Here is a 25,455-nt window from a genome sequence, read left to right on the forward strand (position 1 = left end):
CATGGCTTTGGTGTTCCCTTATCCCAGCCTGAACTGACCTACCGCCCCCGCCAGGCTTCCTGCCTGCGTTTGCAACGCCGCGGCCGCCGCGGTCGACTGCTCAACCAGCGCCGCGTTCTGCTGGACCATTTCGTCGAGCTGGCTGACCGCCTTATTCACCTCTTGAATGCCGTGTGTCTGTTCCATCGCAGCGTGAGTGATCTCATTAATAATTCCGGTCACCTTCGACACATTGCCGACGATCTCGTCCATCGTCTCGCCGGCGCGCCGGACCTGCCCCGAGCCGGAGGTGACGCTGCCCACCGTGGATTCGATCAGCGTCTTGATCTCCTTGGCCGCCTGCGCACTGCGCTGGGCCAGCGCGCGCACTTCGCCGGCCACCACGGCAAAGCCCCGACCCTGGTCGCCGGCACGCGCCGCTTCCACCGCGGCGTTCAGCGCCAGGATGTTGGTCTGGAAGGCGATGCCTTCGATCACGCCGATGATGTCGGAGACCTTGACCGAGGCATTCTCGATCTGCCCCATGGTGGCGATGACTTCGCCGATTACCACGCCGCCATCGGCGGCCACGCGCGAGGCGGCGCTGACCGACGCGTTGGCATGCTGCGCCGAGTTGGCCGACTGGCTGACGGTGGCGGTGATCTCTTCCATCGACGCCGCAGTCTGTTCCAGGCTGGCGGCGGCGGATTCGGTACGGCGCGACAGGTCGATATTGCCGGCGGCGATCTCGTCGGACGCGGCGCGCACGGATTCGCTGGCGTCGCGGATCTGGCGCATGGTGATGCAGAGCTTGTCGGCAAAGGTATTGAAGGCGCGCGCGATCTGGGCGACTTCGTCGTTCCCGTGCGCGGGCAGGCGCTGGGTCAGGTCGCCGTCGCCGGAGCCGATGGCGTCCATGGCGTCGCGCACGGTGCCGAGGCCGCGCAGCGACATGGTCGCCACGCCCCATACCACGATGGCGGCAACGCCCGCGATCAGAACCAGCGCGATCACCGAGGCGATCAGCACCGAGCGCATGCCGGCCGTGGCCTCGGCCTGGTCGAGCGCGACGATGAGCATCCAGTCGGTGCCGGGGATGGCGCGCGCGCCGAGCAGCTTGGCGCTGCCGCCGATGTCGACCTGCAGCGGGGGCTTCGCGCCGGCGAGCGCGCCGAGCTTGTCGGCGGTCAGCGCGGGAACGAGATCGGTGACGGGCTTGAGTGTCAGCTTGCCGTCGGTATGCGCGACGATTTCGCCGGATTTGGCGACCAGCATGCCGAAGCTCGCCGGCGTGGGATGGATCGCCTTGACGTTGGCGATCACGGTGTCCATGGCGACGTCGCCCGAGACCACGGCCTTGACGCCGCCGTCGCGGATCACCGGCACGGCGAACGCCACCACCAGCTTGCCGGTGCCGGCATCGACATAGGGCGGCGTGACCACCGGCTTGCCTGCCGCGGCGGCCTGCTTGTACCACGGACGGCCGGTGGGATCGTAGTCGGGCGGGATGCCTTCCGGCTTGGAAAATTTGGCAGTCTTGTCGGCATAGCCCACGTAGACATTGGCAAAGCGGCCGGCGTCGGCGATCTGCCTGAGCGCAGCGTCGGGTTCGGGCTGCAGCGCGGCGTCCTGCAGCGAATCGATCATCTGGCTGTGCGACGCCACCCACTCGGCGATGGCGCTGCTATGCCCGCTCTGCACGGCGGCCAGGCTGCTATCGATGGCGTCTTCGTTATAGCGGCTGGCGACTAACTGGTTCAGCGCGGTATTGATGGCGAGCGCGGCCACGACAATGGCCACGCACAGGGCCATGATCCGGGCGCGGAGAGTAGTGAACATCTGGGGAGTTCCTTTGTAGGGAATCGTGGGGGGCAGTTGTCTCGTGGGATTTCCACCCCGCTGTATACGGGTGCGCCCCTTGCCGACTTGAGAGCGGAACGCGAGATGTTCGGGAATTCGCCGAAGTTGACGACGCAACCTGCCAGTTTGCTGTGTGATCGGAGCGTCGTCAGGGTGTTGAAGGCATGGCTGTCAGGGTGTTGAAGGCGAAGCTTCTTTACAACGCTTTACAAAGGCTTACACCGGTTATGCGTTTCGCAACATATTCTCCGGTCAACCCCACAACAACAAGCGGAGAGACGCCGTGCTGAACCTTTCTCATACATCCACGCCGCTGCGCATCCTGGCGCTGAGCGGCGCGCTCGCGCTGGCAGCCTGCGGCGGCGGCGGTGGAGATGATTCCGGTGGCCAGGGAACGCTGAAGGTCTCGATGACCGATGCGCCCGCCTGCGGCTATGACAATGTCTTTGTGACCGTCAACAAGGTGCGCGTGCACAGCAGCGCCAACGCCGATCCGGGCGCCGGCGGCTGGGTCGATATCGATGTGGTGCCCGCACGCAAGATCGACCTGCTGTCGCTGACCAACGGCGTGCTGACCACGCTGGGCCAGACCGTGCTGCCGGCCGGCAACTATCAACAGGTACGGCTGGTGCTCGATGCGAACCGCGGGGGCGGTTCGGGCGCGCTGGCCAACTCGGTGGTGCCTACCGGCGGCACCGAGCAGTCGCTGGACACGCCGAGCGCGGTGCAGTCCGGCATCAAGATCAACCGTCCGTTCACGGTCGCGTCCGGCACGCTGACCGACCTGGTGCTGGACTTCGACGCCTGCAAGTCGGTGGTCACGCGCGGTAACGGCACCTATGGCCTGAAGCCGGTGGTGACGGCGATCCCGACGGTGGTCAGCGGCGCGGTCACCGGCGTGGTGGCCTCTGCCCCTGGCGCGCGCGTCTATGCCGAGCGCAACGGCGTGGTGGTGAAGGCCACGGTGGCCGATGCCAACGGCAACTTCACGCTGTCGCCGATCGAGCAGAGCAGCACCGCCGGCGCGGTCGACGTGGTGGTGGTGCCGGGCGCCGCCAATGGCCGCGGCACGGGCATCGTGCGTAGCGTGCCGGTGGTGGCTGGCGGCAGCACGGCGATCTCGAATTCGGCATCGCCGATGACGTTGCCGACTTCCGCGTACCGCCGCGTCTCCGGCACGGTTACGCCGGCTTCGGCCGAAGCGACGCTGCGCGCGCTGCAACTGGTCAATGGCGGCACCTTCGAGATCGCGGCGACCGCCGCGGCCACCGATACCGGTGCCTACAGCCTGTTCGCGACCGAGCCGGCGCTGCCGGTGGCCGCGCCCGTGATCGGCACCTACCAGGCTTCGCTGCCGATCCCGCTGCAGCCTGACGGCGCCGCGGGCGGCAAGTACAGCGTGCAGGCCACCAGCAACAGCGGTGCGGTGGTGACGCAGCAGGTCGATGTGAATACCGCCGACGTGATCCAGAACCTGTCGTTCTAAGCGGACCAGGTTAGCGGTCGTTTAGCGGGGGACCAGCCGGAAGCGGGCGCAAGCCTGCCTCCGGCTTCTTCGTTTCTGGTGCCCTGCCCCGGTTCGGCCTGGCGCCCCGCTGGCCGCGGTTTCCCGCTAGACTTGGATTCTCGCGTCCCGGGAGATCGCGCCATGGCAGCACGCACCGCGGCCAAGTCCGCACCTGAGCCGTCACCAAAGCCTGCGTCTGCGCCCACAGCGGCGCCAGCGGCGCGGCGCAAGGCCGGCGGCCTGTTCCGGGTCGGCATCGGCGGCTGGAATTTCGCACCCTGGCGCGACAACTTCTATCCGGCCAGGCTGCCGCAATCGCGCGAACTGGCCTACGCCAGCCGGCACCTCAGCGCGATCGAAATCAACAGCACTTATCACGGCACGCAGAAGCGTTCGTCGTTTATCAAGTGGCGAAACGCCGGACGATTTCGTGTTCGCGGTGAAGGCGTCGCGCTTTGCCACCAACCGGCGCGTGCTGGCGGAATCGGCCGAATCGATCGGACGCTTTATCGACAGCGGCATTGCCGAACTGGGCCGCAAGCTCGGTCCATTGGTATGGCAGTTCGCGCCGACCAAGCAGTTCGATGCGGAGGATTTCGAGGGCTTCCTGCAATTGCTGCCGGCGTCCGTCGAAGGCGTGAAACTGCGTCACGTGCTGGAGGTGCGGCATGACAGCTTCATGTCGCCGGACTACCTGAAGCTCGCACGCAAGTACAAGGCCGCCACGGTGTTCACCGATTCGCCGAAATTCCCGTCGATGGCGGACCTGACCGCGGATTTTGTCTATGCGCGCCTGATGGAAAGCAGCGAGAAGCTGAAGACCGGCTATGGTCCCAAGGCGCTCGACGAATGGGCCGAACGCGCGCAGTCATGGGCGCAGGGCGCGCAGCCGGCCGACCTGCCGGTGCTCGAAGACCGCAAGCCGGCCGCACGCAAGCGCGAGGTCTTTGTCTTCTTCATCAACGGCGCCAAGGAACGCGCGCCGGCCGCCGCGCAGGCGTTGCTGGAGCGGCTTGGCTGGACGCCGCCCGCCGATGCGGATGGCTGACGCCGGATCGCTATAATCCCGCATGAACTCGACCCCCGCCCAGCCGCAAGCCGGCCCCGCTTTTTCCACGCTCCCACTGTCGCCCGCCATGCTCGCCACGCTGGCGCAGCTCGGCTATGACGAGATGACGCCGATCCAGGCGGCCAGCCTGCCAATCACGTTGGCCGGCCAGGACCTGGTCGCGCAGGCCAAGACCGGCAGCGGCAAGACTGCGGCGTTCGCGCTGGCGCTGCTGAACCGGCTCGATCCGCGCCGCTTCGACGTGCAGGCCATGGTGCTGTGCCCGACGCGCGAACTGGCCGACCAGGTCACGCAGGAAATCCGCCGCCTCGCGCGCGCCGAAGAAAACATCAAGGTGCTGTCGCTGTGCGGCGGCTCGCCGATGCGCCCGCAGGTGGACAGTCTTATTCATGGCGCGCATATCGTGGTGGGCACGCCGGGCCGCATTCTTGATCATATCGATCGCGGCAGCCTGGACCTGGCGGCGATCAACACGCTGGTGCTTGACGAAGCCGACCGCATGCTCGACATGGGTTTTTTCGACGATATCGCCTACATCGCCAGCCGCTGCCCGAAGGAGCGCCAGACGCTGCTGTTCTCGGCAACGTATCCCGAAGGCATCGACAAGCTTGCCCACAAATTCCTGCGCAAGCCGCAGTCGCTGAAGCTGGAAGCGACGCATGACAACGCCACCATCCGCCAGCGCTTCTATGAAGTGGAGGAAGGCGAGCGCCTGGGCGCGGTGGGGCGGCTGCTCGACCATTTCCGCCCGGCCAGCACGCTGGCGTTCTGCAATACCAAGGCGCGCTGCCGCGAACTGGTGGAGCTGCTGCGCGCGCAGGGCTACCAGGCGCTGGCCCTGCATGGCGACCTGGAGCAGCGGGATCGCGACCAGGTGCTGGTGCAGTTTGCCAACCGCAGCTGCTCGGTGCTGGTTGCCACCGACGTGGCCGCGCGCGGGCTCGATATCGCGCAGCTGGAAGCGGTGATCAATGTCGAGATCACGCCCGACCCCGAGGTGCACGTGCACCGCATCGGCCGCACCGGCCGCGCGGACCAGGAGGGCTGGGCGTTCAGCCTGGTCAGCATGGACGAGATGGGGCGCGTGGGTAACCTCGAACAGCACCACGGCGGCGAGTTCGAATGGCATGCGCTGGCCGAGCTGACACCCGCGAGCAACGAGCGGCTGCTGCCGCCGATGGTGACGCTGCAGATGCTGGGCGGGCGCAAGGAGAAGATCCGCCCCGGCGACATCCTGGGCGCGCTGACCGGCGAGGCCGGCTTCACCAAGGAGCAGATCGGCAAGATCAATGTGCTGGAGATGTCGACCTATATCGCGGTGGAGCGCAGCATCGGCCGCGAGGCGGTGAAGCGGCTCAATGCGGGCAAGGTCAAGGGCAAGAAGGTCAAGGTGCGCCTCATGACCGAGTGAGCGGGGCGCCGGCAGCCGTGGTTGCACCACAACATTGCTTACAAAGATTCGTGTAAGTCACCCTGTAAGCCGGCGCATTCCTTTGCTACTCTGTTTCCATTGGCCGCAAGGCAGGTAGCGCCAGCCGCATGATTTCTCGACGGAAGAGGAGTTGGTGATGAAAACTGCACGCCAGGTTCTGGAATCCAAGCCGACTCAGGCCATCTACAGCATCCCGCCGACGGCGACGGTCTATGCCGCGCTGCAGCTGATGGCCGAGAAAGGTATCGGGGCCCTGCTGGTGATCGAGCACGGGGCCATCATGGGCATCCTGAGCGAGCGCGACTATGCACGCAAGGTGATCCTGATGCAGCGCACCTCGCGCGAGACGCTGGTGCGCGACATCATGACCACCTCGGTGATCTACGTCAGCGCCGGCCAGAGCACCGACGAATGCATGGCGCTGATGACCAAGCACCGACTGCGCCACCTGCCGGTGATGGAGAACGATGAGCTGGTCGGCATGCTGTCGATCGGTGACCTGGTGAAGGACATCATCTCCGAGCAGCAGTTCATCATCGAGCAGCTGGAGCATTACATCCATGGGGGTGGGCATTAAGGCATTGATGGGCCCCGTGGCGAATTGACGCGCCGGCCCTCTCCCCCGGCCCTTCTCCCGCGGGCGGGAGAGGGGAGAAAGCCGCAGGGGTTTGACGACACCCCGTAGTCTCCGCTCAGCGCGATATGCGCTTACCGCATATAATTATGCGGTTACTGAATTACGGTCACTCCGCTGCGGCTTCCTGCCGTTCCTGGCGGACCTTCCGGCCGCCAATTCCCCTTCTCCTATGTTTGCCTCGCGGCACATTGCCGCGTACCCGTGTCTGCAATGTCGTCGTCCGCATCCGCCGCCCAAGCCATCCCAACGCCCCTCCAGGACCATCGCGCCATCATGCGTGTGATTGGCGGCATCGTGCTGTGCATCCTGCTGGCGGCGCTGGACCAGACCGTGGTGATCCCGGCGGTGCCGGCCATCGCCAATGACCTGAACGGGTTTGGCCACCTGTCGTGGATCGTGACCGCGTACCTGATCGTGTCGACGGTGACCACGCCGCTGTACGGCAAGCTTTCCGACAGCTTCGGGCGGCGCCGCCTGCTGATGGTGGCGATCACGCTGTTCATCGGCGCCTCGGTGGCGTGCGCGCTGGCGCAGACGCTGGGGCAGCTGATCCTGTTCCGCGCGCTGCAGGGCGTGGGCGGAGGCGGGCTGATGTCGCTGGCGCAGGCGGCCATCGCCGACGTGGTGGCGCCGCGCCAGCGCGGGCGCTACCAGGGCTACCTGGCCACGGTGTGGGCGGTGGCGTCGATCGCGGGGCCGCTGGTGGGCGGCTGGGTGTCGGACCACATGTCGTGGCGCTGGCTGTTCTGGGTCAACGTGCCGCTGGGCCTGCTGGCGATGGTGATGTGCTATCGCGGCCTGGCGGTGCTGCCGTCGCGCGGCGGTCGCGCGCGTGTCGACTGGCTGGGCGCGCTGCTGCTGGCGGTGGCCATCGTCGCTTTCCTGCTGGCGATGAGCTGGGGTGGCGATGTCTATGACTGGCTGTCGCCGGAGCTGGCTGCACTGCTCGTCGCCGCGGCCGTGGCGGTGGCGCTGCTGGCGTGGCAGGAGCGCCGTGCCGCCGACCCGATGCTGCCGCCGCGGCTGTTCGGCAACCGCGCCTATGTGATGGGCGTGGCGGCATCGGCGCTGTCGGCGCTCAATATCTTCCTGTGCATCTTTGCGCTGCCGCTGCACTTCCAGCTGGTGCGCGGCGCCGATGCCTCGACCTCCGGCCTGCTGGTGATGCCGTTCCTGGTGGCGACGGTGGCGGGCAACTTTATCGTGGCCTGGGTCGCGCCGCGCGTGGGCCGCATGCGCGGCATCCTGACGGCGGGCTATGTCGCCGGTGCGCTCGGCTTGATCGTGCTGGCCCTCGTGACGCCGGCGGTGCCGCTGGCTGTTGTGCTGATGGCGATGACGCTGGCCGGCGTTGGCCTGGGCATCACCATGGTGGCCACGCTGATGAGCGTGCAGAACGTGCTGGAGCGCCGCGATACCGGCGCCGGCACTGGCGCGCTGCTGGTGCTGCGCTCGCTCGGCAGCGCGCTGGGCGGGGCGCTGGCGGGCACGCTGCTGACGCTGGAATTCCGCCATGCGCTGGCGGCTTCGGGCGTGACGCAGGCGCTCGACCTGGGCGCGCTGCGCCATGGCAGCGAGGCACTGGCGCAGCTGTCGCCGGCGGTGCGGCAGGTGCTGGCTGGCGGCGTCGAGTCGGGTTTCCACCTGATCTTTGCCGTCGGTGCGGTCGCGTCGGTGCTGGCGCTGCTGGTCGTGCGCAGCATGCCGGACCTGGAGTTGCGCGGCAGCGTCACCGAGCACGCGGCCACGCTGGCGATGGACTGAAGCGGCGGGCGGCAGCGGGCACGTCATCGGCGTAGACTACGCGTACCCGATACAGCGAGCCGATCCCTGGAGCCCGTCGCCATGTTCCGTCGTTCCCTGACTGTCCATCCCCTCGCCTTCGCTGCCGTCGCGTTTGCCGCGTCGGCACTGCTGCCCTCGCCTGCCCGCGCCGCCGACAAGCCCGCAGCGCCCGCTGCCACGGCGCCGGCCGGCACTTGCCCCGCATCGCTCAACTTCACCTTCCCGCGCCTGCAGGACGAAGCGCCGCAGAACCTGTGCCAGTACGCCGGCAAGGTGGTGCTGGTGGTCAACACGGCCAGCTATTGCGGCTTCACGCCGCAATATGAAGGGCTCGAGGCGCTGCACGCCAAATACAATGCGCGCGGCCTGGTGGTGCTTGGATTCCCGTCCAACGATTTCTCGCAGGAGCCGGGCTCGGAGAAGCAGATCGCGGACTTCTGCTACAACACCTACGGCGTCAAGTTCCCGATGCTGGGCAAGTCGCACGTGCGCGGCAGCGACGCCAATCCGATGTACGCGCTGCTGGCCAGGCAGACCGGCACCGCGCCCAAGTGGAACTTCTACAAATACCTGATCGGCCGCGACGGCAAGGTGGTGGCCAGCTACGACAGCCGCACCAGACCGGACGACAAGGAACTGGTGGCGAAGATCGAATCGCTGCTCGGCGCGCAGCGCTGAGCAGCGCCCTGCCCCGGTCGGCTCAGTCGCGCACCAGCCCTTCCGCGCGCATCGCGTCCTGCACCGCGGGCCGTGCGGCCACGCGCGACAGGTATTGCTGCAGCGACGGGTATGCGCTCAGCGGCATCATCAGCATGCGCGCCCAGCCCAGGATGGTGAAGCAGTACGCATCAGCCACGGTGTAGCGGTCACCCATCAGGTATTGGCGGGTTTGCAGGTGGCGGTCAAGCTCGGCGAAGCGCGCCTGCAGCCTGGCCTTGCATTCCTGCTGCGTGCTTGGCGCGGTTTCTTTGTGCCACAGCCACGGGCTGAACACCTTGTGCAGTTCGGTGGAAACCAGCGTCAGCCAGCCGGTGGCTTCCAGCCGTTCGCGCGTGCCGGCGGCCGGCAGCAGGTTGCGTTCCGGCACCAGATCGGCAATGTACTGCAGCAACGACGCCACTTCGGTATGGCGTGAGCCGTCGTCCAGTTGCAGCAGCGGCACGTAGCCGCGCGGGTTGATGGCGTAGTAGTCGTCGCTGCCATTCTCGGGCTGCGCCAGCTTGTGGTGCTGGAGGTCGACACGGGCCAGCGTGACAGGCAGGCCGGCTTCGCGCAGCGCGATGTGGACGGACATCGAGCATGCACCTGGGGAGTAGTAGAGCTTCATCGCGATCCTGTTTGGGGTTGGCTGGCCGCCACGCCGTTGTGGGGCCGTGTGGGCAGTCTAGGATCGCGGGCTCGGTGCGGCAATGCGCGGGCGTGCGGAGGGCGATTGCAGATTTGCACAGCGTCTCGCCGTGCGATGGTTTGCCCCTCTCCCGCGTGCGGGAGAGGGGCAAACCTGCAGCAAACCTACTCCACTTCGCGGAACAACCGCCCCCACCCTTTCAGCTCGCGTGTATCCACGCCGCACAGGCGCAGCGATTTCCACACCACCGTCGAAATGGTGTCGTACAGCGGAATTCCCGTCTCGGCTTCAAGCTCCTCGGCCAGGTGCGCCGCACGCAGGTTGGTGCAGAACGTGGTGATCGCCTGCGGCCCGTGCTGCGCGAGGCCGCGCACCATCTCGCGGATGGTGTCCGCTTCGACTTCGGCAAAGCTGTAATTGACGTGCAGGTCGAGGTGGCTTTCCGCCACGCAGTGAAAGCCGCTGCGTTCGTAGTTGGCGATGATGCGCTGCTGCACGTCGTCCAGGTACGGCGTGGCCAGGCCAAAGTTGCGCGCGCCGGTCTTTTCCAGGATCTCGTTGAGCGCCAGCACCGAGGTGGTGGCCGGGATGCCGGTCGCCTCGGTGATCTGCCTGCACAACGCTTCATCCTTGTCAAAGCCGAGCCAGCCGGACGAGGTGCCGTTCCAGGCGATGACGTCGACGCGCGCATCGGCCAGCAGGCTGGCGGCTGCCAGGATCTTGTCGAGGTTGAACTGCCCCAGCGCCTGGTCGCGCAGCGAGATCTCGGTCACGGTGAAGCGCGAGAAATGCGCGCTGACGTTGGGCAGGCCGGCAACCATCGCGCTGGTGATGGGCTCGAGCGCCGTGTTGGAAGACGGCGTGAGCATGCCGAGTCGGATTTGCTTGGTCATGTTGTGGTCTCAGGAGTGGATGCGGGGCCGGGACGTTGCCGGCCCCCTGTTCGTCTTGGAATTCGGTGATCGCGGCGATCCGCGAGGATCAGACCGGAATCTTGGTCTCGTAGTCGATGGCGGTCGAGGCCAGCAGCAGTCCCACGCCAGCGGCGGCGAAGAACATCAGCGCCAGGAAGTACGAGCCGGTGAACTGCACGATCATGCCGACGATGATGGGCACGGTGATGCCGCCGATATTGCCGCCCAGGTTCATCACGCCGCCCAGGAAGCCGACCTTGTTGCGCGTGCCGAGCATCGACGGGACACACCAGAACAGGCCGCACCAGCGCAGGAAGAACAGCGTGGACGACAGCAGCACCACCACGATGATCGGGTCGCTGACATAGGCCACCGAGAAGATCGACGCCGTGGCAACGACCGCGGCAATGCCGAACAGCGTGCGCATCACCACGTTGGGACGGCCGCCCGCCTCTTTCCACTTGTCGGCGATCCAGCCGCCGATCAGTTCGCCGATAAAGCCGCTGAAGAAGATGATGAAGCTGGCGCCGCCCATCTGCTTGATGTCGAAGCCGTGCACCTTGTTCAGGTAGTTGGGCATCCACGTCAGCAGGCCGTAGAACACGGTGTTGAAGCACATCCAGCCAGCGGCCATGCACCACACCGAGCGGTACTTGAAGAAATCCATGGAGCGGCCCGACAGGTTGGCCGGCTCGGCGCGGTGCTCGTTGGCCTGCGCTTCTTCGATATAGCGCGCTTCCATCTCGTTTACGCCGCGGTGCTCGCGCGGGGAATTGCGCACGTAGTACCAGGCCATGAAGCCGGCCAGCACGGTGCCCACGCCGGCGACGATAAAGGCCAGGCGCCACGAGCCCAGCGAGGCGATCAGCCACGTGATGATGATCGCGCCGAGGGCCGCGCCCAGCGGCGCGCCGCCGTCCAGCAGCGTGGCGCCGCGGCCGCGTTCGTTCTGCGTCATCCAGATCGCGTTGAGCTTGCCGCCGGCCGGGTAGATCGGCGCTTCGGCAGCGCCCAGGCCAAGCCGGGTCAGCATCAGCGAGGTGGCATTGGTGGTGAACGCCGCGATGGTCTGAGCGAGACCCCAGAACACGGTGGCGCAGGCGATCACGATGCGCGGCTTGTACTTGTCGGCCAGCATGCCGCCCGGCACCTGCATCAGGGCGTAGGTCCAGAAGAACGAACTGAGGATCAGGCCCTGCATGGTGGGACTAAGGTCGAACTCCTTCGCGATCAGCGGCATGGCCACCGAGAGCGAGGCGCGATCGATGTAGTTGATCGCGATGAGGAACAGCATCATCAAAAAAATCTTCCAGCGCACGGAGGTCTTGGCCTCCGTCAACACTGTCGCCTGGCTTGTCGTTTGCATGGCGGCGTCTCCTTGTCTCGGTCCTTTGGGTGGGCGGTTTTAATGGGTGTCGCGCAACAGGCCGGAGTATAAGATACGTAATCTGTAATTACAACGCTCGTAAGTTATTGATTTTACGATGTTGCGGATGCACAATTTTGGGATGTGATAGCCTTCTCGTGGTGCATTTCCCCAATCTGGTGACGTCTGTGACACAAACGCTTTCCCCAACTACGCGCCTGCGCACCCTCGGCATGTCCGCCGGCATCGCTGCCCGGCTGCGCACCATGATCGAAGAGGGCGAGTTGCCGCCCGGCGCCCGCATCGACGAACGCGCCTTCTGCGAAACCTTCGACGTCTCCAAGACGCCGCTGCGCGAGGCGCTCAAGGTGCTGGTCTCCGAGGGACTGGTGCTGCACCGGCAATACATCGGCTACCGCGTGGCGCCGCTCGACCTGGAGGAGTTGCGCGCTACCTTCGAGACCCTGCACGGGCTCGAGGCACTGGCCGGCGAACTGGCGGCGCGGCGGCTGGGCGACGCCGCCATGGCGAAGCTGGAGCGGCGCCACCAGGCCATGATCGACGCACATGCCGCGGGGCGGCGCACCGACTATTTCCGCATCAACCAGGAAATCCACCAGCTGATCATCGACGGCGCCGCCAACCCGGTGCTGGCCGGCGTCTACGCCACGCTGATGAGCAAGGTCCACCGCGCGCGCGGCGCCGCCAATGCCGACACCCTGCGCTGGCAGGAGTCGCATGAGGAACATGAAGAAATCATGGCCGCGCTGCGCGAGCCCGGCAGGCCGCGCCTGGCGCAGGTGCTGCGCCGGCATTCCGAAAACACCGCGACCGAGGTACTCGCGGTGGTGGCGGCTTCGCTGGCCGAAGCCGGCGCGCGCGACGCCGGCCTGAAGCAGTCCGCCTGAACAATCCCCAAGGAAGACAACGACAATGAAACTGGTTCGAGTAGGCAATCCCGGCGCCGAGCGCCCGGGCGTGATCGATGCGGAGGGCCGCGTGCGCGACCTGAGCGGCGTGGTGGGCGAGATCGGCCCGGGCGAGCTGGCGCCCGCGGCGCTGGCGCGGCTGGCGCAAGTGGATGTGGCATCCCTTCCTGTGGTCGAAGGCGAGCCCGATGCTATGCGCTTCGGCGTGCCATGGACAGGCATCGGCAAGATTGTGGCGATTGGCCTGAACTATGCCGATCACGCCGCCGAGGCCGGCATGCCGTTGCCGGCCGAGCCGATCGTGTTCCTGAAGGCCAACAGCTCGCTGAACGGCCCGAACGACGACGTGATGCTGCCGTTGGGCTCGGAGAAGTCCGACTGGGAGGTCGAGCTCGGCGTGGTCATCGGCACCGTCGCGCGCAATGTCTCGCGCGAGGAGGCGCTGAACCACGTGGCCGGCTACTGCGTGGTCAATGACGTGTCCGAGCGCGAGTTCCAGATCGAGCGCGGCGGCACCTGGGACAAGGGCAAGGGCTGCGACACCTTCTGCCCGGCCGGCCCGTGGCTGGTGACGCGCGATGAAGTGGCTGACCCGCAGGCGCTGGGCCTGTGGCTGGAGGTCAACGGCGAGCGCGTGCAGCGGGGCAGCACCGCGACCATGGTCTTCGACGTGGCGACGGTGGTCAGCTATGTCAGCCGCTTCATGACACTGCTGCCAGGCGACCTGATCGCGACCGGCACGCCGCCGGGCGTAGGCATGGGCTTCAAGCCGCCGCGCTTCCTGAAGGCGGGCGACACGATGCGCCTGGGCGTGGAAGGGCTCGGTGTGCAGAGCCAGCGCGTGGTCGCCTACGGCGAGCGCTGATCGCAGTCCCGGCGCAAGCCGGGCAGGGCGCGGCGTCACCCGGCAAGGTGATGCCGCCGCGCGTTGCGCGATGCTGCAACGCAGGTAAAAAGCGCGCGTTTCGATGGTTCCCCGTCGAAACGCTTTCACACAAAGCGTTGGGTTTCCATACAAAGCGTGCCGTGCGCGCAACGGTTCCGGTGTCGAAAACGCCCGGATCGCATCGATTTACAGGAAATCGCACACTTGGCATTTCGCTTGCGTTTTCTGCGTGAAATACTGGTTATACAGGTTTCGCCAGAGAGCAAACGTCATGTCAGAGCACGCCCCCGAGATCGAGTCCTACCTCGGTACCACACTCAAGCGCCGCTACTGCGGGCTGGCCGACACCCTGGAGAGCCGCGCCGAGCTCGAGGCGATCCGGCGCAACATCCACCAGAATCCCGAACTTGCTTTTGACGAGGTCCGCACCTCCGGGCTGGTCGCCAGCCTGCTGGATGCGTGGGGCTTCGCGGTCACGCGTGGCGTGGGCGGGACCGGCGTGGTCGGGACGCTGAAATGTGGCGAGGGCAGGCGCAGCATCGGTATTCGCGCCGACATGGACGCGCTGCCGATCCACGAGCGCACGGGGCTGCCTTACGCGAGCGCCAATGCAGGCCGCATGCATGCCTGCGGCCACGACGGCCACACCGCGATCCTGCTCGGCGCGGCACGGCAGCTGGCGCGTACGCGCAACTTCGACGGCACTGTCCACCTGATCTTCCAGCCGGCCGAGGAAATCGGCGCGGGCGGTGGCGCCGAGCGCATGCTGGCCGACGGGCTGTTCGAACGCTTCCCGTGCGACGCGATCTTCGGCCTGCACAACCATCCGGGCGTGGAGCAGGGCAACTTCCTGTTCCGCTCGGGCCCGTTCATGGCGGCGTGCGACACCGTCACCATCACCATCCGCGGCAAGGGCGGCCACGCAGCGCGTCCGCACCAGTCGGTCGATCCGATCCTGGTGGCCGGCAGCCTGGTGATGGCGCTGCAATCGGTAGTGTCGCGCTTCGTGGACCCGAACGAGGCCGCGGTGGTGAGCATCGGCACGCTGCACGCCGGGCACGCACCCAATGTGATCCCGGACAGCGCGCGCATGGAGATCAGCGTGCGTTCTTTCAGCCCCGATGTGCGCGCGTCGCTGGAAAACCGCATCCGCCAGCTGGCGATCTCGCAGGCCGAGGGCTATGGCGCGGTGGCGGAGGTCGACTACGTGCGCGGCTATCCGGTGCTGGTGAACAGCGAGCGCGAGACCGAGTTCGCGCGCCAGGTGGCGCAGGAACTGGTCGGCGCCGACAAGGTGGTATCGCAGGCCGCGCGCATCACCGGCAGCGAGGACTTTGCGTATTACCTGCAGCAGCGTCCGGGCTGCTTCGTGCGGCTGGGCAACGGGGCCAACCAGCCGCTGTTGCACAACGCGGGGTATGACTTCAACGACGAGAACCTGACGGTGGGGGCGGCGTACTGGACGCGGCTGGTGGAGCGTTATCTGGGGCGTTGAGCGGAGAAAGCAAACGCCTACCGGAAGAATGCGCTCGGCGGCACGCCGAACTGCCGCCTGAACATTGTCGCGAACGCGCTGGGGCTGTCGTAGCCCAGATCCAGCGCCACGTCGACCACCTTGCTGCCGGCCGCGAGCTTTTCCAGCGCCGCCAGCAGCCGCGCCTGCTGGCGCCATTGCCCGAAGGTCATGCCGGTTTCGCGCGCAAAGCGGCGCTGGATGGTCTTGGGATCCACACCCAGCTTTGCACCCCAGTCCGCCAGTGTCAGCGCGGTGTCGGGCGTATCCACGATCGCATCGCAGATCTGCCGCAGGCCCGCGTCCGCCGGGCGCGGCAGGTGCAGCGGCAGCGATGGCACCAGCAGGACTTCATCGAGCAGCAGGCGCATCAGGCGCGCATCGCGTGTATCCGGTTCATAGGGCAGGGGGATGTCGATCGCGGCCAGGATCAGCTCGCGCAGCAGCGGCGAGATGCCGAGCACGGTGCAGCGCTGCGGCAGGCCCGGCGCGGCATCCGGGCGGATATAAGCGGTGCGCATCTGCACGTGGCCGACCATGCGGATCCAGTGCATGGTGCCGCCCGGCATCCACATGCCGCGCGTGGGCGGCACGATCCACTGGCCTTCGTCGGTGGCCACCACCATCACGCCGTGCACCGCGTGGATCAGCTGCGCGTGCGGGTGCTGGTGCGGCCTGGTCGTTTCGCCGGGCAGGTAGTCGGCGGCCATCGCGGCGACCGGCATCGGGCTGCGGTCGTAGCGGACGTAGCGCGGCGGATTACTGTCGGTGTCGCCCGGCGGGGCAGTGTCGTCGGAAGCACGGAGCGCGCGCGGCATGTCCTTTTCTCCAAGGTTGCGGACCCATTCTCGCAGGACAGGCGCGTGCGCGCCAGCTAGCATCCCTGCTCACAGTCCTGACTGGCCAGCGCCCCCGCTGGCGTTTTCCGTTTGTCGAGAGCCGCCAATGAGCACAACCATCGACTCCGCGCCAGCCGGCGCCTCAGCAGCCAGTACCTCCGCCACGCCGGCACAGGCCGAACGCACCGGCTTCCGCGTGCTGTCGGCGATCAGCTTCGCCCACTTCCTCAACGACATGATCCAGTCGTTGATCCTGGCGATCTACCCGATGCTCAAGGGCGGCTTCAACCTGAGCTTCACGCAGATCGGGCTGCTGACCATGACGTACCAGGTCACCGCCTCGCTGCTGCAGCCGGTGGTTGGCCTGTACACCGACAAGCACCCCAAGCCGCATTCGCTGGCGGTGGCGATGGCCTTCACGCTCGGCGGCCTGCTGCTGCTGTCAGTGGCGCCGACCTACGGCGTGCTGCTGGTTGCGGCGGCGCTGGTCGGCACGGGCTCGTCGATCTTCCATCCCGAGTCGTCGCGCGTGGCGCGCATGGCGTCGGGCGGCCGGCACGGGCTGGCGCAATCGATCTTCCAGGTCGGCGGCAACGGCGGCAGCGCCATGGGGCCGCTGCTGGCGGCGCTGATCGTGCACCAGCAGGCCAGCCTGGCGTGGTTCTCGCTGGCGGCGCTGGTGGGCATCGTGGTGCTGTGGCGCATCGGCGGCTGGTATTCGCGCCAGCTGGCGCAGGGCGCGCGCAAGCGCAAGGCCGCGGGGGCCGCGGCCAGCGCGGTGCCGGCGCGCGTGGTGGTGCGGGCGATGCTGGTGCTGATGGTGCTGGTGTTCTCCAAGTACTTCTACATGGCCAGCCTGACCTCGTACTACACGTTCTACCTGATGGAGCGCTTCGGGCTGGCGCAGCAGAACGCGCAGCTGCACCTGTTCCTGTTCGCGGTGGCGGCTGGCACCATCCTGGGCGGGCCGATCGGCGACCGCATCGGGCGCAAGCGTGTGATCTGGGCATCGATCCTGGGCGTGGCGCCGTTCACGCTGCTGCTGCCGCACGTGGGCCTGCTCTGGACCACGGTGCTGACCTTCATCATCGGCTTTATCCTGGCGTCGGCGTTCTCGGCGATCCTGGTGTTCGCGCAGGAACTGATTCCCGGCAAGGTCGGCATGGTGTCTGGGCTGTTCTTCGGCTTTGCCTTCGGCATGGGCGGCATCGGCGCCGCGGTGCTGGGCGGAATGGCGGATACGCACGGCATCCGCGTGGTGTATGAGTACTGTGCCTATCTGCCGCTGCTGGGGCTGCTGACGGTGTTCTTGCCGGACCTGCGCGAGCGCGTGCACGCCTGACGCGGTTGGCTTCCCGGTGCGCCGGGGCCGCAGGGTGGGGCGCATGCCGTCGCCGGCGGGGGGCGCTGGGCCTTGCTGAGCCCGGTCAGCGCGCGGCAAGCTGAGTGCGTGGGCACTTCCGCTGCTGCGGTGGACTGCTGCCGGCCGGCGTTTTGCGGCATCATGGCGAGCATGAAGTCCGCCATGCCCCCGCTGCCTCCGCTTACTCCGCTTACTCCGGTCAGCTCCCAGCCTGTCCCGACGCCGGCCAATGCCACGCCGGCCTGCGAGCGCTGCCTGGAACTGGCTGCCGACCCACGCCGGCGCGAGCCGCCTGCTTGCCTGGCGCTGCGCAATACCGCGCCGCTGGTCAGCCAGAGCGCCGCGGGCGTGCCGTTCAGCATGCTGACCTTTGCCTGCCGCGACTGCGGCACGGTCTGGCGCCTCTATGACCGCGCCAATGAACTCTTTGTCTCCTGGGTGCCGGAGCGCCCGCTGGTGCGCTGAGTGGTTCGCTGAGCACCGTTGAGCGCGCAACCGATCGGCTAAGATAGCGGCTGTCGCGCGCCGGCCGGCGGCTCTGCCCGGCGAAGGCGCGCCCCAGACCCTCTCCCGGTATTCCCGACATCATGGCCTTCCTGTTCCGCCCGACCCTGCTGGCAGCCACCGTTGCCGCCGGCCTGCTCGCCGCCGCCGCACTGCCCGCCGCCGCCGCAGACAACTACCCCAGCCGCCCGATCCGCCTGATCGTCGCCTATCCGACTGGCGGCATCAGCGACACCGTGGCGCGCGCGCTCGGCGAGCGCCTGTCGGCGCAGATGGGCACCTCCGTGGTGGTCGAGAACAAGGCCGGCGCCGGCGGCAGTATCGGCATCGACGCCGTCGCCAAGTCAGCGCCGGACGGCTATACGCTCGGCTTCGCCTCGACCAGCCCGCTGACGCTGAACCCGCATGTCGGCCACGTCAACTACGACCCGCAGAAGGACGTGGCGCCGGTGATGAGCGTGATGTACTCGCCGGTGCTGGTGGTCGCCACCAACGGTTTCAGCGGCAAGGGCTTCGCCGACATGGTCGGCCAGGCCCGCGCCAGGCCGGGTTCGGTGCGCTGGGCGACCTCGGGCCTGGGCACGGTCGGCCATGTGGTGCTGGAACAGGTCAGGCAGAAGTCGAAGGCCGACATCACGCTGATCCCGTACAAGGGCGCCGGCCAGCAGATGAACGATGCGCTGGGTGGCCAGTTCGAGGTGATGAGCACCAACGCCAGCCCGGCACTGACCCAGCATATGCAGGCCGGCCGCCTGCGCGCGCTGGCGGTCGGCGCTCCCAGGCGGCTGGATAGCCTGGCGCAGGTGCCCACGCTCGCCGAGCTTGGCTATCCCAAGGCCAACCTGACTTCGACCTTCGGCGTCTTCGCGCCGGGCAAGACCCCCGCGGCGATCATCGATCGCCTGAATGCCGAGTTGAACAAGGCACTGGCCGAACCGGAAGTCCACGAGCGCCTGCTCAAGGGCGGCGAAGTGCCTACCGGCGGCACGGCGGCGCAATTCGCCAAGGCGATCCGCGAGGAGTACGCGGAGAACGCGCGCATCGTCAAGGAAGCCGGCATCAAGGCCGATTGACCGGCGACCGCCGGCTCAGGCGGTATCGAGCCGGCTTCCCAGCCCATAGACCGACGACAGCCGCACGCCGTTGTGCGGCCACAGCGACAGCTTGGTGCGCACGCGCGACAGGTGGCTGTCCACCGTGCGCGAGGTCGGCTCGACGTGGTGGCGCCACACCTGGTCGACCATGGTCTGGCGCGGCACCACGCTGCCGAGATTCCGGAACAGCAGCACGGCCAGGTCGAACTCCTTGGGCGCCAGCGGCACCGGCCTGCCATGCACCCAGGCACGCCGCTCCGAGGGGGCGAAACGGAACGCGCCATGCGCTACGTCGCAGGCCTGCGTGGCCGGCCGCACGCGCCGCAGCAGCGCCTGCGCGCGCGCGCCCAGCTCGCCCAGCCGCAGCGGCGCGGGCAGGTAGCTGTCGGCGCCCTGCGCAAAGCAGGCCGCGACAAAGCCCTCTTCGTTCGAGCCGCCGGTCAGCATCACCGGCAGGTCATGGCCGAGCGAGCGCCGCACCCACGCCAGCACATCCAGTGCCGGGATTCCCGGCGTTTCGCAATCGAGGATCAGCAGGTCGAACGTCTCGGCGTGCAGCGCGCCCAGCAGCGTGCGGCCGCTCAGGTAGCGGCGGCACTGGTGGCCGTCCAGGCGCAGGGTCTGTTCGATGCGGATGGCAAGGGTCGGATCGGTCTGCAGCGAGGCAATCTTCACGGTCGTGCTCCTGCCGGGGCGTGCCACCGGCAAAGAATGCGGGCAGGAATGCAAACGGGAACTCAAACGCAAATGCTGACGCGGTTGTGCCATCGGCGCCGGTTGCCCGGCGCCGCGGCGATGCCATGTTATGGGCACGGTGCCGAGGCAAGAAGTAAAAGATTGTTGAAAGCCTGAATTGAGGTCTTTCCTATTCGTCCCGCCGGTCGCGCGGTCTTAAATGACCCGCTACGGCCGGCAGCCATGGTGCGCTGCCCTGGCCGGCAAACGTCGCCGGAGACCACACATGGGAAAGAAGATTGCATCGCTGGAAGACGCGCCCGCCGATGCGGCGCTGATCCGCCGGATCATTGCCGGCGGCGGGCATGAGTGCGTGACCTTCACTGAAAGCCGCAAGCTGCTGCTGGCGCTGCGCAATGCGTGCTTCGACCTGCTGCTGCTCGACTGGTCGATGCCGGACCTGTCCGGGCGCGAGGTGCTGGCGTGGGTGCGCACGCATCTCGACCGGCGCGTGCCGGTGATGTTTCTCAGCGGGCGCGATGCCGAGCAGGACATCATCAGCGCGCTCGCCGCCGGCGCCGACGACTATATGGTCAAGCCGGTGCGTCCCGCCGAACTTTCGGCCCGCGTGGAATGCCTGCTGCGGCGCGCCTATCCTGCGGTGCAGTCGCCGCACGCCCCGCTGCGGCTGGGCGAATACGCCTTCGACTGCGCCATGCGCTCAGCCACCTGCAACGGACATCCTGTCTGCCTGACGCCCAAGGAGTTCGACCTCGCCGTGCTGTTGTTCCGCAACGAGGGCCGCATCGTCACGCGCGACCATATCACCGCCGCGGTCTGGGGGCGCGAGATCTCGTCGCTGTCGCGCACCATCGATACCCATGTGTCGCGCGTGCGCAGCAAGCTCGGCCTGCAGGCGTCGCGGGCGCTGCGGCTGACGCCGGTCTACACGCATGGCTACCGGCTGGAACGGATCGAGCGCGCTGCCGCATGAGGGCAGGCGCGCGCCCATGAAAAAAGGCACCCGGAGGTGCCTTTCGCCATCGACTGCTGATCGTGTAACGCTCAGAAGATGTGGCGGATACCGACGGCGGCGCCGGTCTGGTTGTTGCGGCCCGGCATTTCGGTGATGGTGCCGCCCGAGACCTTGTTGAAGTCCACGGTGCCATAGACCTGGGTGCGCTTGGACAGCGAGTACTCGGCCAGCAGCACGCCGGTGTAGCGGCGGCCGTTGTTGTCGTTCACGCCGTTCACGTTCTCGACGTAGTCGCCGTAGAACACGCCGGTCAGGGCCAGTGCCGGGGTGGCCTGGTAGGTCATGCCGATGTAGCCGATGGTGTCCTTGCGCGGATTAGCCGCGAAGTTGCCGCCAGCGGGGACCGGGTTCTGCGTCGCGCCGCCGGTGAAGTTCAGCGAAGCGTCGACCGAGCCGGTGCGGTCCTGGCCGCCGATGTAGCCCAGGAAGATCTTTGCCGGGCCGATCGAGTACTTACCGGCAGCGCCCCACATTTGCTGCTTCTGGCCGGTGGTGTTGCGGACTTCCTGGTACACGCCGCCGATGCCGAACGGACCGTAGGTGTAAGCGGCACGCGCGCCCCAGTACTGGTTCTGGCTCATGCTGCCCGGCTGCTCGCCGAAGCCGTAGCTGGCGCCAACGTCCAGGCCGCCGAACTTGCCGCCGTAGCTGACGACGTTGTCGTTACGGAAGTTGGTCAGGAAGAACGGCCAGGCGTTGTTGGTGTAGTTGCCGATGGTCAGCGGATCGTAGTCGCCGAAGAAATTAAAGCCTTCGGTGTACTGGCGGCCCAGCTTGATCGTGCCGAAGTCGCCCGACAGGCCCACATAGGCTTGACGGCCGAACAGACGGCCACCCTGGTTGGCACGGCCGGTGTCCGGATCGAAGCCGTTTTCCAGCTGGAAGATCGCCTTCAGGTTGTTGCCCAGGGCCTCGCTGCCCTTCAGGCCCCAGCGGCTGTTGGTCACTGCGCCGTTGGTCAGTTCCCACGAGTTGTCGTTGTTGGCGCTCGAGTTCGTCTGGAAGCGGATGCTCTGGTCAACGATACCGTACAGGGTGACGGACGACTGGGCGAATGCCGAACCCGCCAACAGGCTGCCGGCTGCGAGGACGATGGCCGATTTCTTCATGGTGCTCCTTTTCTGTCTTGTACTGTTCTCCGCCGGATCACGGCAGGGACGAAGGTCTACGTTTCGTGTAAACGCCGGCGAAAATTTAACAAAACGTTAGCAGTAAGGACACAAATGTCCGCCAAGCCCGGCTTTCAAGCAGGATTTTGGTGCGAATCCGTTGTCTGGCCGCTACATATTCCAGTTTTGGTGCGTCGCGCAAATGCCGCCATGCAGCTTGGGCACTGGGCTGAGAGGCCACGGCGGTGCGCAAAAGACGACAGGCCAGGGCGCAGACACTGCGCCCTGGCCTGTAGCGGAACGGATGGGGACCGGCCGCGCGGGCCGGCCCGGATCAGCCTTGCGGGATCTCGATCTTGACTTCGAGCACCTCCAGGTTGTCCTGGCGTTCGAGGCTGACGCGCAGGTCCTGGTCGCTGATTTTGACGTACTTGGAAATCACCGCCACCAGTTCGCGCTGCAGCGCGGGCAGGTAGTCGGCGGGGGCGGAATGGCCGGTGCGCTCGTGGGCGAGGATGATCTGCAGCCGCTCCTTGGCGACCGACGCGGACTTTTTCTTCTCCCCCAGCAGGAAGGAAAGGATCGACATTGGGATGTGCCTCCGGACCGTTTATTTGTTGCCGAAGATGCGGGAGAACAGCCCCGGCTTCTGGTAGTCGGTGAAGCGCATCGGCTTGTCCTTGCCGAGGAAGCGGTCCACCACGTCGCCATAGGCGTCGGCCACGTCGCTGCCTTCCAGGTGGATGGCGGGCGTGCCCTGGTTCGATGCGTGCAGCACGGCTTCGGATTCAGGCACCACGCCGATCAGCTTGATGCGCAGGATTTCCTGGATGTCGGTCAGCGACAGCATCTCGCCGCCATGCACGCGCTTGGGGTTGTAGCGCGTGATCAGCAGGTGCTCCTTGATCGGGTCGCCGCCCTCGCTGGCGCGCTTAGTCTTGGACGACAGGATGCCGAGGATGCGGTCCGAATCGCGCACCGACGACACTTCGGGGTTGGTGACGATCAGTGCCTCATCGGCAAAGTACATCGCCATCAGCGCGCCCGACTCGATGCCGGCGGGCGAATCGCACACGATGTACTCGAAGTCCATCTCGATCAGGCCGTTGATGACCTTCTCCACGCCTTCCTTGGTCAGCGCGTCCTTGTCGCGAGTCTGCGAGGCCGGCAGGATGAACAGGTTCTCGCACTTCTTGTCCTTGATCAGCGCCTGGCGCAGGTTGGCTTCGCCCTGCACCACGTTGATCAGGTCGTACACCACGCGGCGCTCGCAACCCATGATCAGGTCGAGGTTGCGCAGGCCGACGTCGAAGTCGATCACGGCAGTCTTGTGGCCGCGCAGGGCCAGGCCGGCGGCAAAGCTGGCGCTGGTGGTGGTCTTGCCGACGCCTCCCTTGCCGGAGGTCACAACGATGATTTTTGCCATGGCTCTTTGGTCCAGTAATTAGGTTGAAGCTTGCGCTGCTTGATTGGGGTCCCCGATGCCGGTGCGGTTACTTGAGCCGCAGCGCCTCGAGGATCAGTTTTTCTTCGGCCAGGCGTACCTGGGCCGTCTTGCCGAGCACATCGGCCGGGAGCGTCTGCTCCGCGGTGCGGTAGATGCCGGCGATGGAAATGAGCTCGGGCTCCATGCACGTGCTGAAGATGCGCGCGGCGGTGTTGCCCTTGACTCCCGCCAGCGCGCGGCCGCGCAGCGGGGCATAGATATGGATGTTGCCTTCGGCGATGACCTCGGCGCCATAGCTGACCACGTCGAGGATCACCACGTCGCCGTGCGCGTAGACCTGCTGGCCCGAGCGCAGCGGCTTGTCGATCAGCAGGGTCTGGTGCTGGCGCACTGCGGCGGCGACCGCGGCATCGGTGGTGGCCTGGGCGGCGGCGCGGGCGGCTTCTTCGCGCGCGGCCTGCTCGGCCGCGGCCTGTGCGGCGGCTTGTGCGGCAGCCTGTTCCGCCTCGGCAGCGGCCTTGGCCTCGGCGGCACGGTCGGCGCCGGCCCCGCTGCCGCGGCGGCTCTGGCTGTCGAGCAGCGGCAGGCCGAAGCGCTCGGCCCATTCGCGCTGGCCCGCGCGGGCCACCACGCCGATGGCGCGTGCCTTGAGCGTGGCAAGAGTCTCGATCACCGTGCCGAGCGCGACTTCGCTATCGTCCTCGAGCGCGCGCAGGTCCAGTGCGATCACGTCATTGGAGAAGAAATCGGGAGTGGCTTCGAACCGGGAGAGGAGGTCATCCCGCAGCGCAGCCATGTCGGCGGTCTGGAGGGCGAGAAGGAGGGCGTCGACGTTGCCACTGCGCAGCTCGAAGCGTGGCGATTTCTTCTGGGACATAGCCGGGTGACCGTGGAAATGCCACATTCTAACGTTCTCTTACTCGCTAACTGTAACAATTGGCGCGATACGTGAGATCGGAGAGAGATGGGTGCCCTGTGCGTTCCATCCGCGCCCGCGTTGTGCCTCAGGCGGCTCGCGAATCAAATCCCGAGTGATGGGTGACACGCAGCACCGGCACGCGCCGCCGTAGCAATTTGCAAAGCCTTGTTACGATTGCGCCATCTGATAGCGGAGGTTCCATGGGCGCCATCGTCAATTGCGTGGCCTACCGGCAGGGCAAGCGGCTCGGCACGGTCGGCATGGAAGAGATTCCCTCGGTGCTTGGCGTGCCCGGCACTTTTGTCTGGCTCGGGCTGCATGAGCCCGACCTGATACTGCTGCGCCAGGTGCAGCTCGCCTTCGGCCTGCACGACCTCGCGGTGGAAGACGCGCTCGATGCGCACCAGCGGCCCAAGCTCGAGGCCTATGGCGATTCGGTCTTCGTCGTGCTCAACACGGCGCAGCTGGTCGAAGACGAAGTGGTGGTCGGCGAGACGCACCTGTTCGTCGGTCCCAACTACGTGGTCTCGGTGCGCCACGGCGCGAGCAGCGCCTACACCCCGGTGCGCGAGCGCTGCGAAAGCGATCCGCAGGGCCTGTCCAACGGACCCGGCTACGTGCTGTATGCGCTGATGGACTTCGTGGTCGACCATTACATGCCGATCGTCACGCGGCTGGAAGACACGCTGGAGGACCTTGAGCAGGGCATCTTCCACGACGAGTTCGATCGCGGGGCGATCGAGCACCTGTACCGGGTCAAGCGCCAGGTGCTGCGCCTGCGCAATGCGGTCAGCCCCGTAGAGGACATGTGCGGCCAGCTGATCCGGCTGCATGAGCAACTGGTGCCACGCGAATTGCGCGCTTACTTTCGCGACATCGAGGACCACGCCAGCCGGCTGGTGCGCACGCTCGACGTGGTCCGCGAAATGCTGACCACCGCGGTGCAGGTCAACCTGGCGCTGGTGACGGTGGGCCAGAACGAGGTGGTCAAGCGGCTTGCCGGCTGGGGTGCAATCCTGGCGATCCCCACGGTCGTGTTCAGCCTGTACGGGATGAACTTCAATTTCATGCCGGAGCTGAAATTCCACTATGCCTATCCGGCGGTGATCGGCGTGACGGCGGTGGCGTGCGGACTGCTGTGGCGCCGGCTGCACCGCGCGGGATGGATATGATCCTTGCAGATGATTTATCGATGCGAAGAATGATTAATCCATGTTTTTATGGTGGTTGATTATTCGTATCGA

At 66.6% G+C, this 25,455-nt stretch carries 23 protein-coding genes and 1 pseudogene; 14 read left to right on the top strand and 10 right to left on the bottom strand.

Going from position 1 to position 25,455, the window contains the following annotated elements:
- Positions 1–18: 18 nt before the first annotated feature.
- Positions 19–1,818 carry a methyl-accepting chemotaxis protein gene (locus tag J8I34_RS18155; RefSeq protein WP_029047821.1) on the bottom strand — a complete coding sequence of 600 codons (1,800 nt, stop codon included), beginning with the start codon at positions 1,816–1,818 and terminating at the stop codon, positions 19–21.
- A gap of 304 nt (positions 1,819–2,122) precedes the next feature.
- Between J8I34_RS18155 and J8I34_RS18160 the strand changes: the two genes are divergently transcribed.
- From J8I34_RS18160 to J8I34_RS18185, 6 genes and pseudogenes are all read left to right on the top strand, one after another.
- Positions 2,123–3,325 carry a DUF4382 domain-containing protein gene (locus tag J8I34_RS18160; protein ID WP_209775910.1) on the top strand — a complete coding sequence of 401 codons (1,203 nt, stop codon included), beginning with the start codon at positions 2,123–2,125 and terminating at the stop codon, positions 3,323–3,325.
- A gap of 162 nt (positions 3,326–3,487) precedes the next feature.
- Positions 3,488–4,394, top strand: a pseudogene (locus tag J8I34_RS18165) (DUF72 domain-containing protein).
- A gap of 22 nt (positions 4,395–4,416) precedes the next feature.
- Positions 4,417–5,826, top strand: coding sequence for an ATP-dependent RNA helicase DbpA (dbpA, locus tag J8I34_RS18170; RefSeq protein WP_029047818.1), 1,410 nt, complete (start codon positions 4,417–4,419; stop codon positions 5,824–5,826).
- Between the two features lie 157 nt (positions 5,827–5,983).
- Positions 5,984–6,424, top strand: a complete 441-nt coding sequence (locus J8I34_RS18175; RefSeq protein ID WP_029047817.1) for a CBS domain-containing protein — start codon at positions 5,984–5,986, stop codon at positions 6,422–6,424.
- A gap of 270 nt (positions 6,425–6,694) precedes the next feature.
- On the top strand, positions 6,695–8,248 hold the full coding sequence (locus J8I34_RS18180; protein ID WP_209806646.1) for an MDR family MFS transporter: 1,554 nt from the start codon (positions 6,695–6,697) through the stop codon (positions 8,246–8,248).
- 81 nt (positions 8,249–8,329) lie between these two features.
- Positions 8,330–8,947 (top strand): glutathione peroxidase, encoded by a 618-nt coding sequence (locus J8I34_RS18185; RefSeq protein ID WP_029047815.1) that lies wholly within the window; start codon positions 8,330–8,332, stop codon positions 8,945–8,947.
- A gap of 22 nt (positions 8,948–8,969) precedes the next feature.
- On the opposite strand, the gene gstA is transcribed toward J8I34_RS18185, so the two are convergent.
- The 3 genes from gstA to J8I34_RS18200 form a co-directional block, all read right to left on the bottom strand.
- Positions 8,970–9,596: a glutathione transferase GstA gene (gstA, locus tag J8I34_RS18190; RefSeq protein ID WP_209806647.1), complete on the bottom strand. Its 627-nt coding sequence runs from the start codon at positions 9,594–9,596 to the stop codon at positions 8,970–8,972.
- A 185-nt stretch (positions 9,597–9,781) separates the two neighbouring features.
- Positions 9,782–10,510, bottom strand: a complete 729-nt coding sequence (locus J8I34_RS18195) for a maleate cis-trans isomerase family protein (RefSeq protein ID WP_029047813.1) — start codon at positions 10,508–10,510, stop codon at positions 9,782–9,784.
- A gap of 88 nt (positions 10,511–10,598) precedes the next feature.
- Positions 10,599–11,897: an MFS transporter gene (locus tag J8I34_RS18200; protein ID WP_209806648.1), complete on the bottom strand. Its 1,299-nt coding sequence runs from the start codon at positions 11,895–11,897 to the stop codon at positions 10,599–10,601.
- Between the two features lie 233 nt (positions 11,898–12,130).
- Here J8I34_RS18200 and J8I34_RS18205 point away from each other — a divergent pair, with 233 nt between their 5' ends.
- From J8I34_RS18205 to J8I34_RS18215, 3 genes are all read left to right on the top strand, one after another.
- Positions 12,131–12,805: a GntR family transcriptional regulator gene (locus J8I34_RS18205; protein WP_245175994.1), complete on the top strand. Its 675-nt coding sequence runs from the start codon at positions 12,131–12,133 to the stop codon at positions 12,803–12,805.
- Positions 12,806–12,830: 25 nt separating this feature from the next.
- The gene (locus J8I34_RS18210; protein ID WP_029047810.1) at positions 12,831–13,691 is read left to right on the top strand and encodes a fumarylacetoacetate hydrolase family protein; all 861 of its coding nucleotides are present in this window, start codon (positions 12,831–12,833) and stop codon (positions 13,689–13,691) included.
- A 292-nt stretch (positions 13,692–13,983) separates the two neighbouring features.
- Positions 13,984–15,207, top strand: coding sequence for a M20 aminoacylase family protein (locus tag J8I34_RS18215; protein ID WP_029047809.1), 1,224 nt, complete (start codon positions 13,984–13,986; stop codon positions 15,205–15,207).
- 17 nt (positions 15,208–15,224) lie between these two features.
- On the opposite strand, the gene J8I34_RS18220 is transcribed toward J8I34_RS18215, so the two are convergent.
- On the bottom strand, positions 15,225–16,043 hold the full coding sequence (locus J8I34_RS18220) for an AraC family transcriptional regulator (protein WP_029047808.1): 819 nt from the start codon (positions 16,041–16,043) through the stop codon (positions 15,225–15,227).
- A 127-nt stretch (positions 16,044–16,170) separates the two neighbouring features.
- Here J8I34_RS18220 and J8I34_RS18225 point away from each other — a divergent pair, with 127 nt between their 5' ends.
- The 3 genes from J8I34_RS18225 (at position 16,171) to J8I34_RS18235 (ending at position 19,004) form a co-directional block, all read left to right on the top strand.
- A complete protein-coding gene (locus J8I34_RS18225; protein ID WP_209806649.1) occupies positions 16,171–17,406 on the top strand; it encodes an MFS transporter in 1,236 nt (411 codons plus the stop codon).
- Positions 17,407–17,568: 162 nt separating this feature from the next.
- Positions 17,569–17,892 carry a hypothetical protein gene (locus J8I34_RS18230; protein WP_029047806.1) on the top strand — a complete coding sequence of 108 codons (324 nt, stop codon included), beginning with the start codon at positions 17,569–17,571 and terminating at the stop codon, positions 17,890–17,892.
- Between the two features lie 122 nt (positions 17,893–18,014).
- Positions 18,015–19,004, top strand: a complete 990-nt coding sequence (locus tag J8I34_RS18235; protein WP_029047805.1) for a Bug family tripartite tricarboxylate transporter substrate binding protein — start codon at positions 18,015–18,017, stop codon at positions 19,002–19,004.
- 15 nt (positions 19,005–19,019) lie between these two features.
- On the opposite strand, the gene J8I34_RS18240 is transcribed toward J8I34_RS18235, so the two are convergent.
- Entirely contained in the window at positions 19,020–19,700 is a 681-nt protein-coding gene (locus J8I34_RS18240; protein WP_029047804.1) for a response regulator transcription factor, read from the bottom strand.
- Positions 19,701–19,986: 286 nt separating this feature from the next.
- On the opposite strand from J8I34_RS18240, the gene J8I34_RS18245 reads away from it, so the two are divergent.
- Complete coding sequence (locus J8I34_RS18245; protein WP_029047803.1) at positions 19,987–20,694, top strand: response regulator transcription factor; 708 nt, start codon at positions 19,987–19,989, stop codon at positions 20,692–20,694.
- A gap of 71 nt (positions 20,695–20,765) precedes the next feature.
- Here the strand turns inward: J8I34_RS18245 and J8I34_RS18250 are convergent, their stop codons facing one another.
- From J8I34_RS18250 to minC, 4 genes are all read right to left on the bottom strand, one after another.
- A complete protein-coding gene (locus J8I34_RS18250; RefSeq protein WP_029047802.1) occupies positions 20,766–21,845 on the bottom strand; it encodes a porin in 1,080 nt (359 codons plus the stop codon).
- A 334-nt stretch (positions 21,846–22,179) separates the two neighbouring features.
- Positions 22,180–22,434, bottom strand: a complete 255-nt coding sequence (minE, locus tag J8I34_RS18255) for a cell division topological specificity factor MinE (protein WP_006164360.1) — start codon at positions 22,432–22,434, stop codon at positions 22,180–22,182.
- A 21-nt stretch (positions 22,435–22,455) separates the two neighbouring features.
- Entirely contained in the window at positions 22,456–23,271 is an 816-nt protein-coding gene (minD, locus tag J8I34_RS18260; protein ID WP_029047801.1) for a septum site-determining protein MinD, read from the bottom strand.
- A 67-nt stretch (positions 23,272–23,338) separates the two neighbouring features.
- Positions 23,339–24,169, bottom strand: coding sequence for a septum site-determining protein MinC (minC, locus tag J8I34_RS18265; protein WP_029047800.1), 831 nt, complete (start codon positions 24,167–24,169; stop codon positions 23,339–23,341).
- A gap of 242 nt (positions 24,170–24,411) precedes the next feature.
- Between minC and J8I34_RS18270 the strand changes: the two genes are divergently transcribed.
- Positions 24,412–25,383, top strand: a complete 972-nt coding sequence (locus J8I34_RS18270; RefSeq protein WP_029047799.1) for a magnesium and cobalt transport protein CorA — start codon at positions 24,412–24,414, stop codon at positions 25,381–25,383.
- The last annotated feature ends 72 nt before the right edge of the window (positions 25,384–25,455 follow it).

Origin of the sequence: Cupriavidus phytohabitans (assembly GCF_017815025.1) — a bacterium.
Lineage (GTDB): Bacteria > Pseudomonadota > Gammaproteobacteria > Burkholderiales > Burkholderiaceae > Cupriavidus.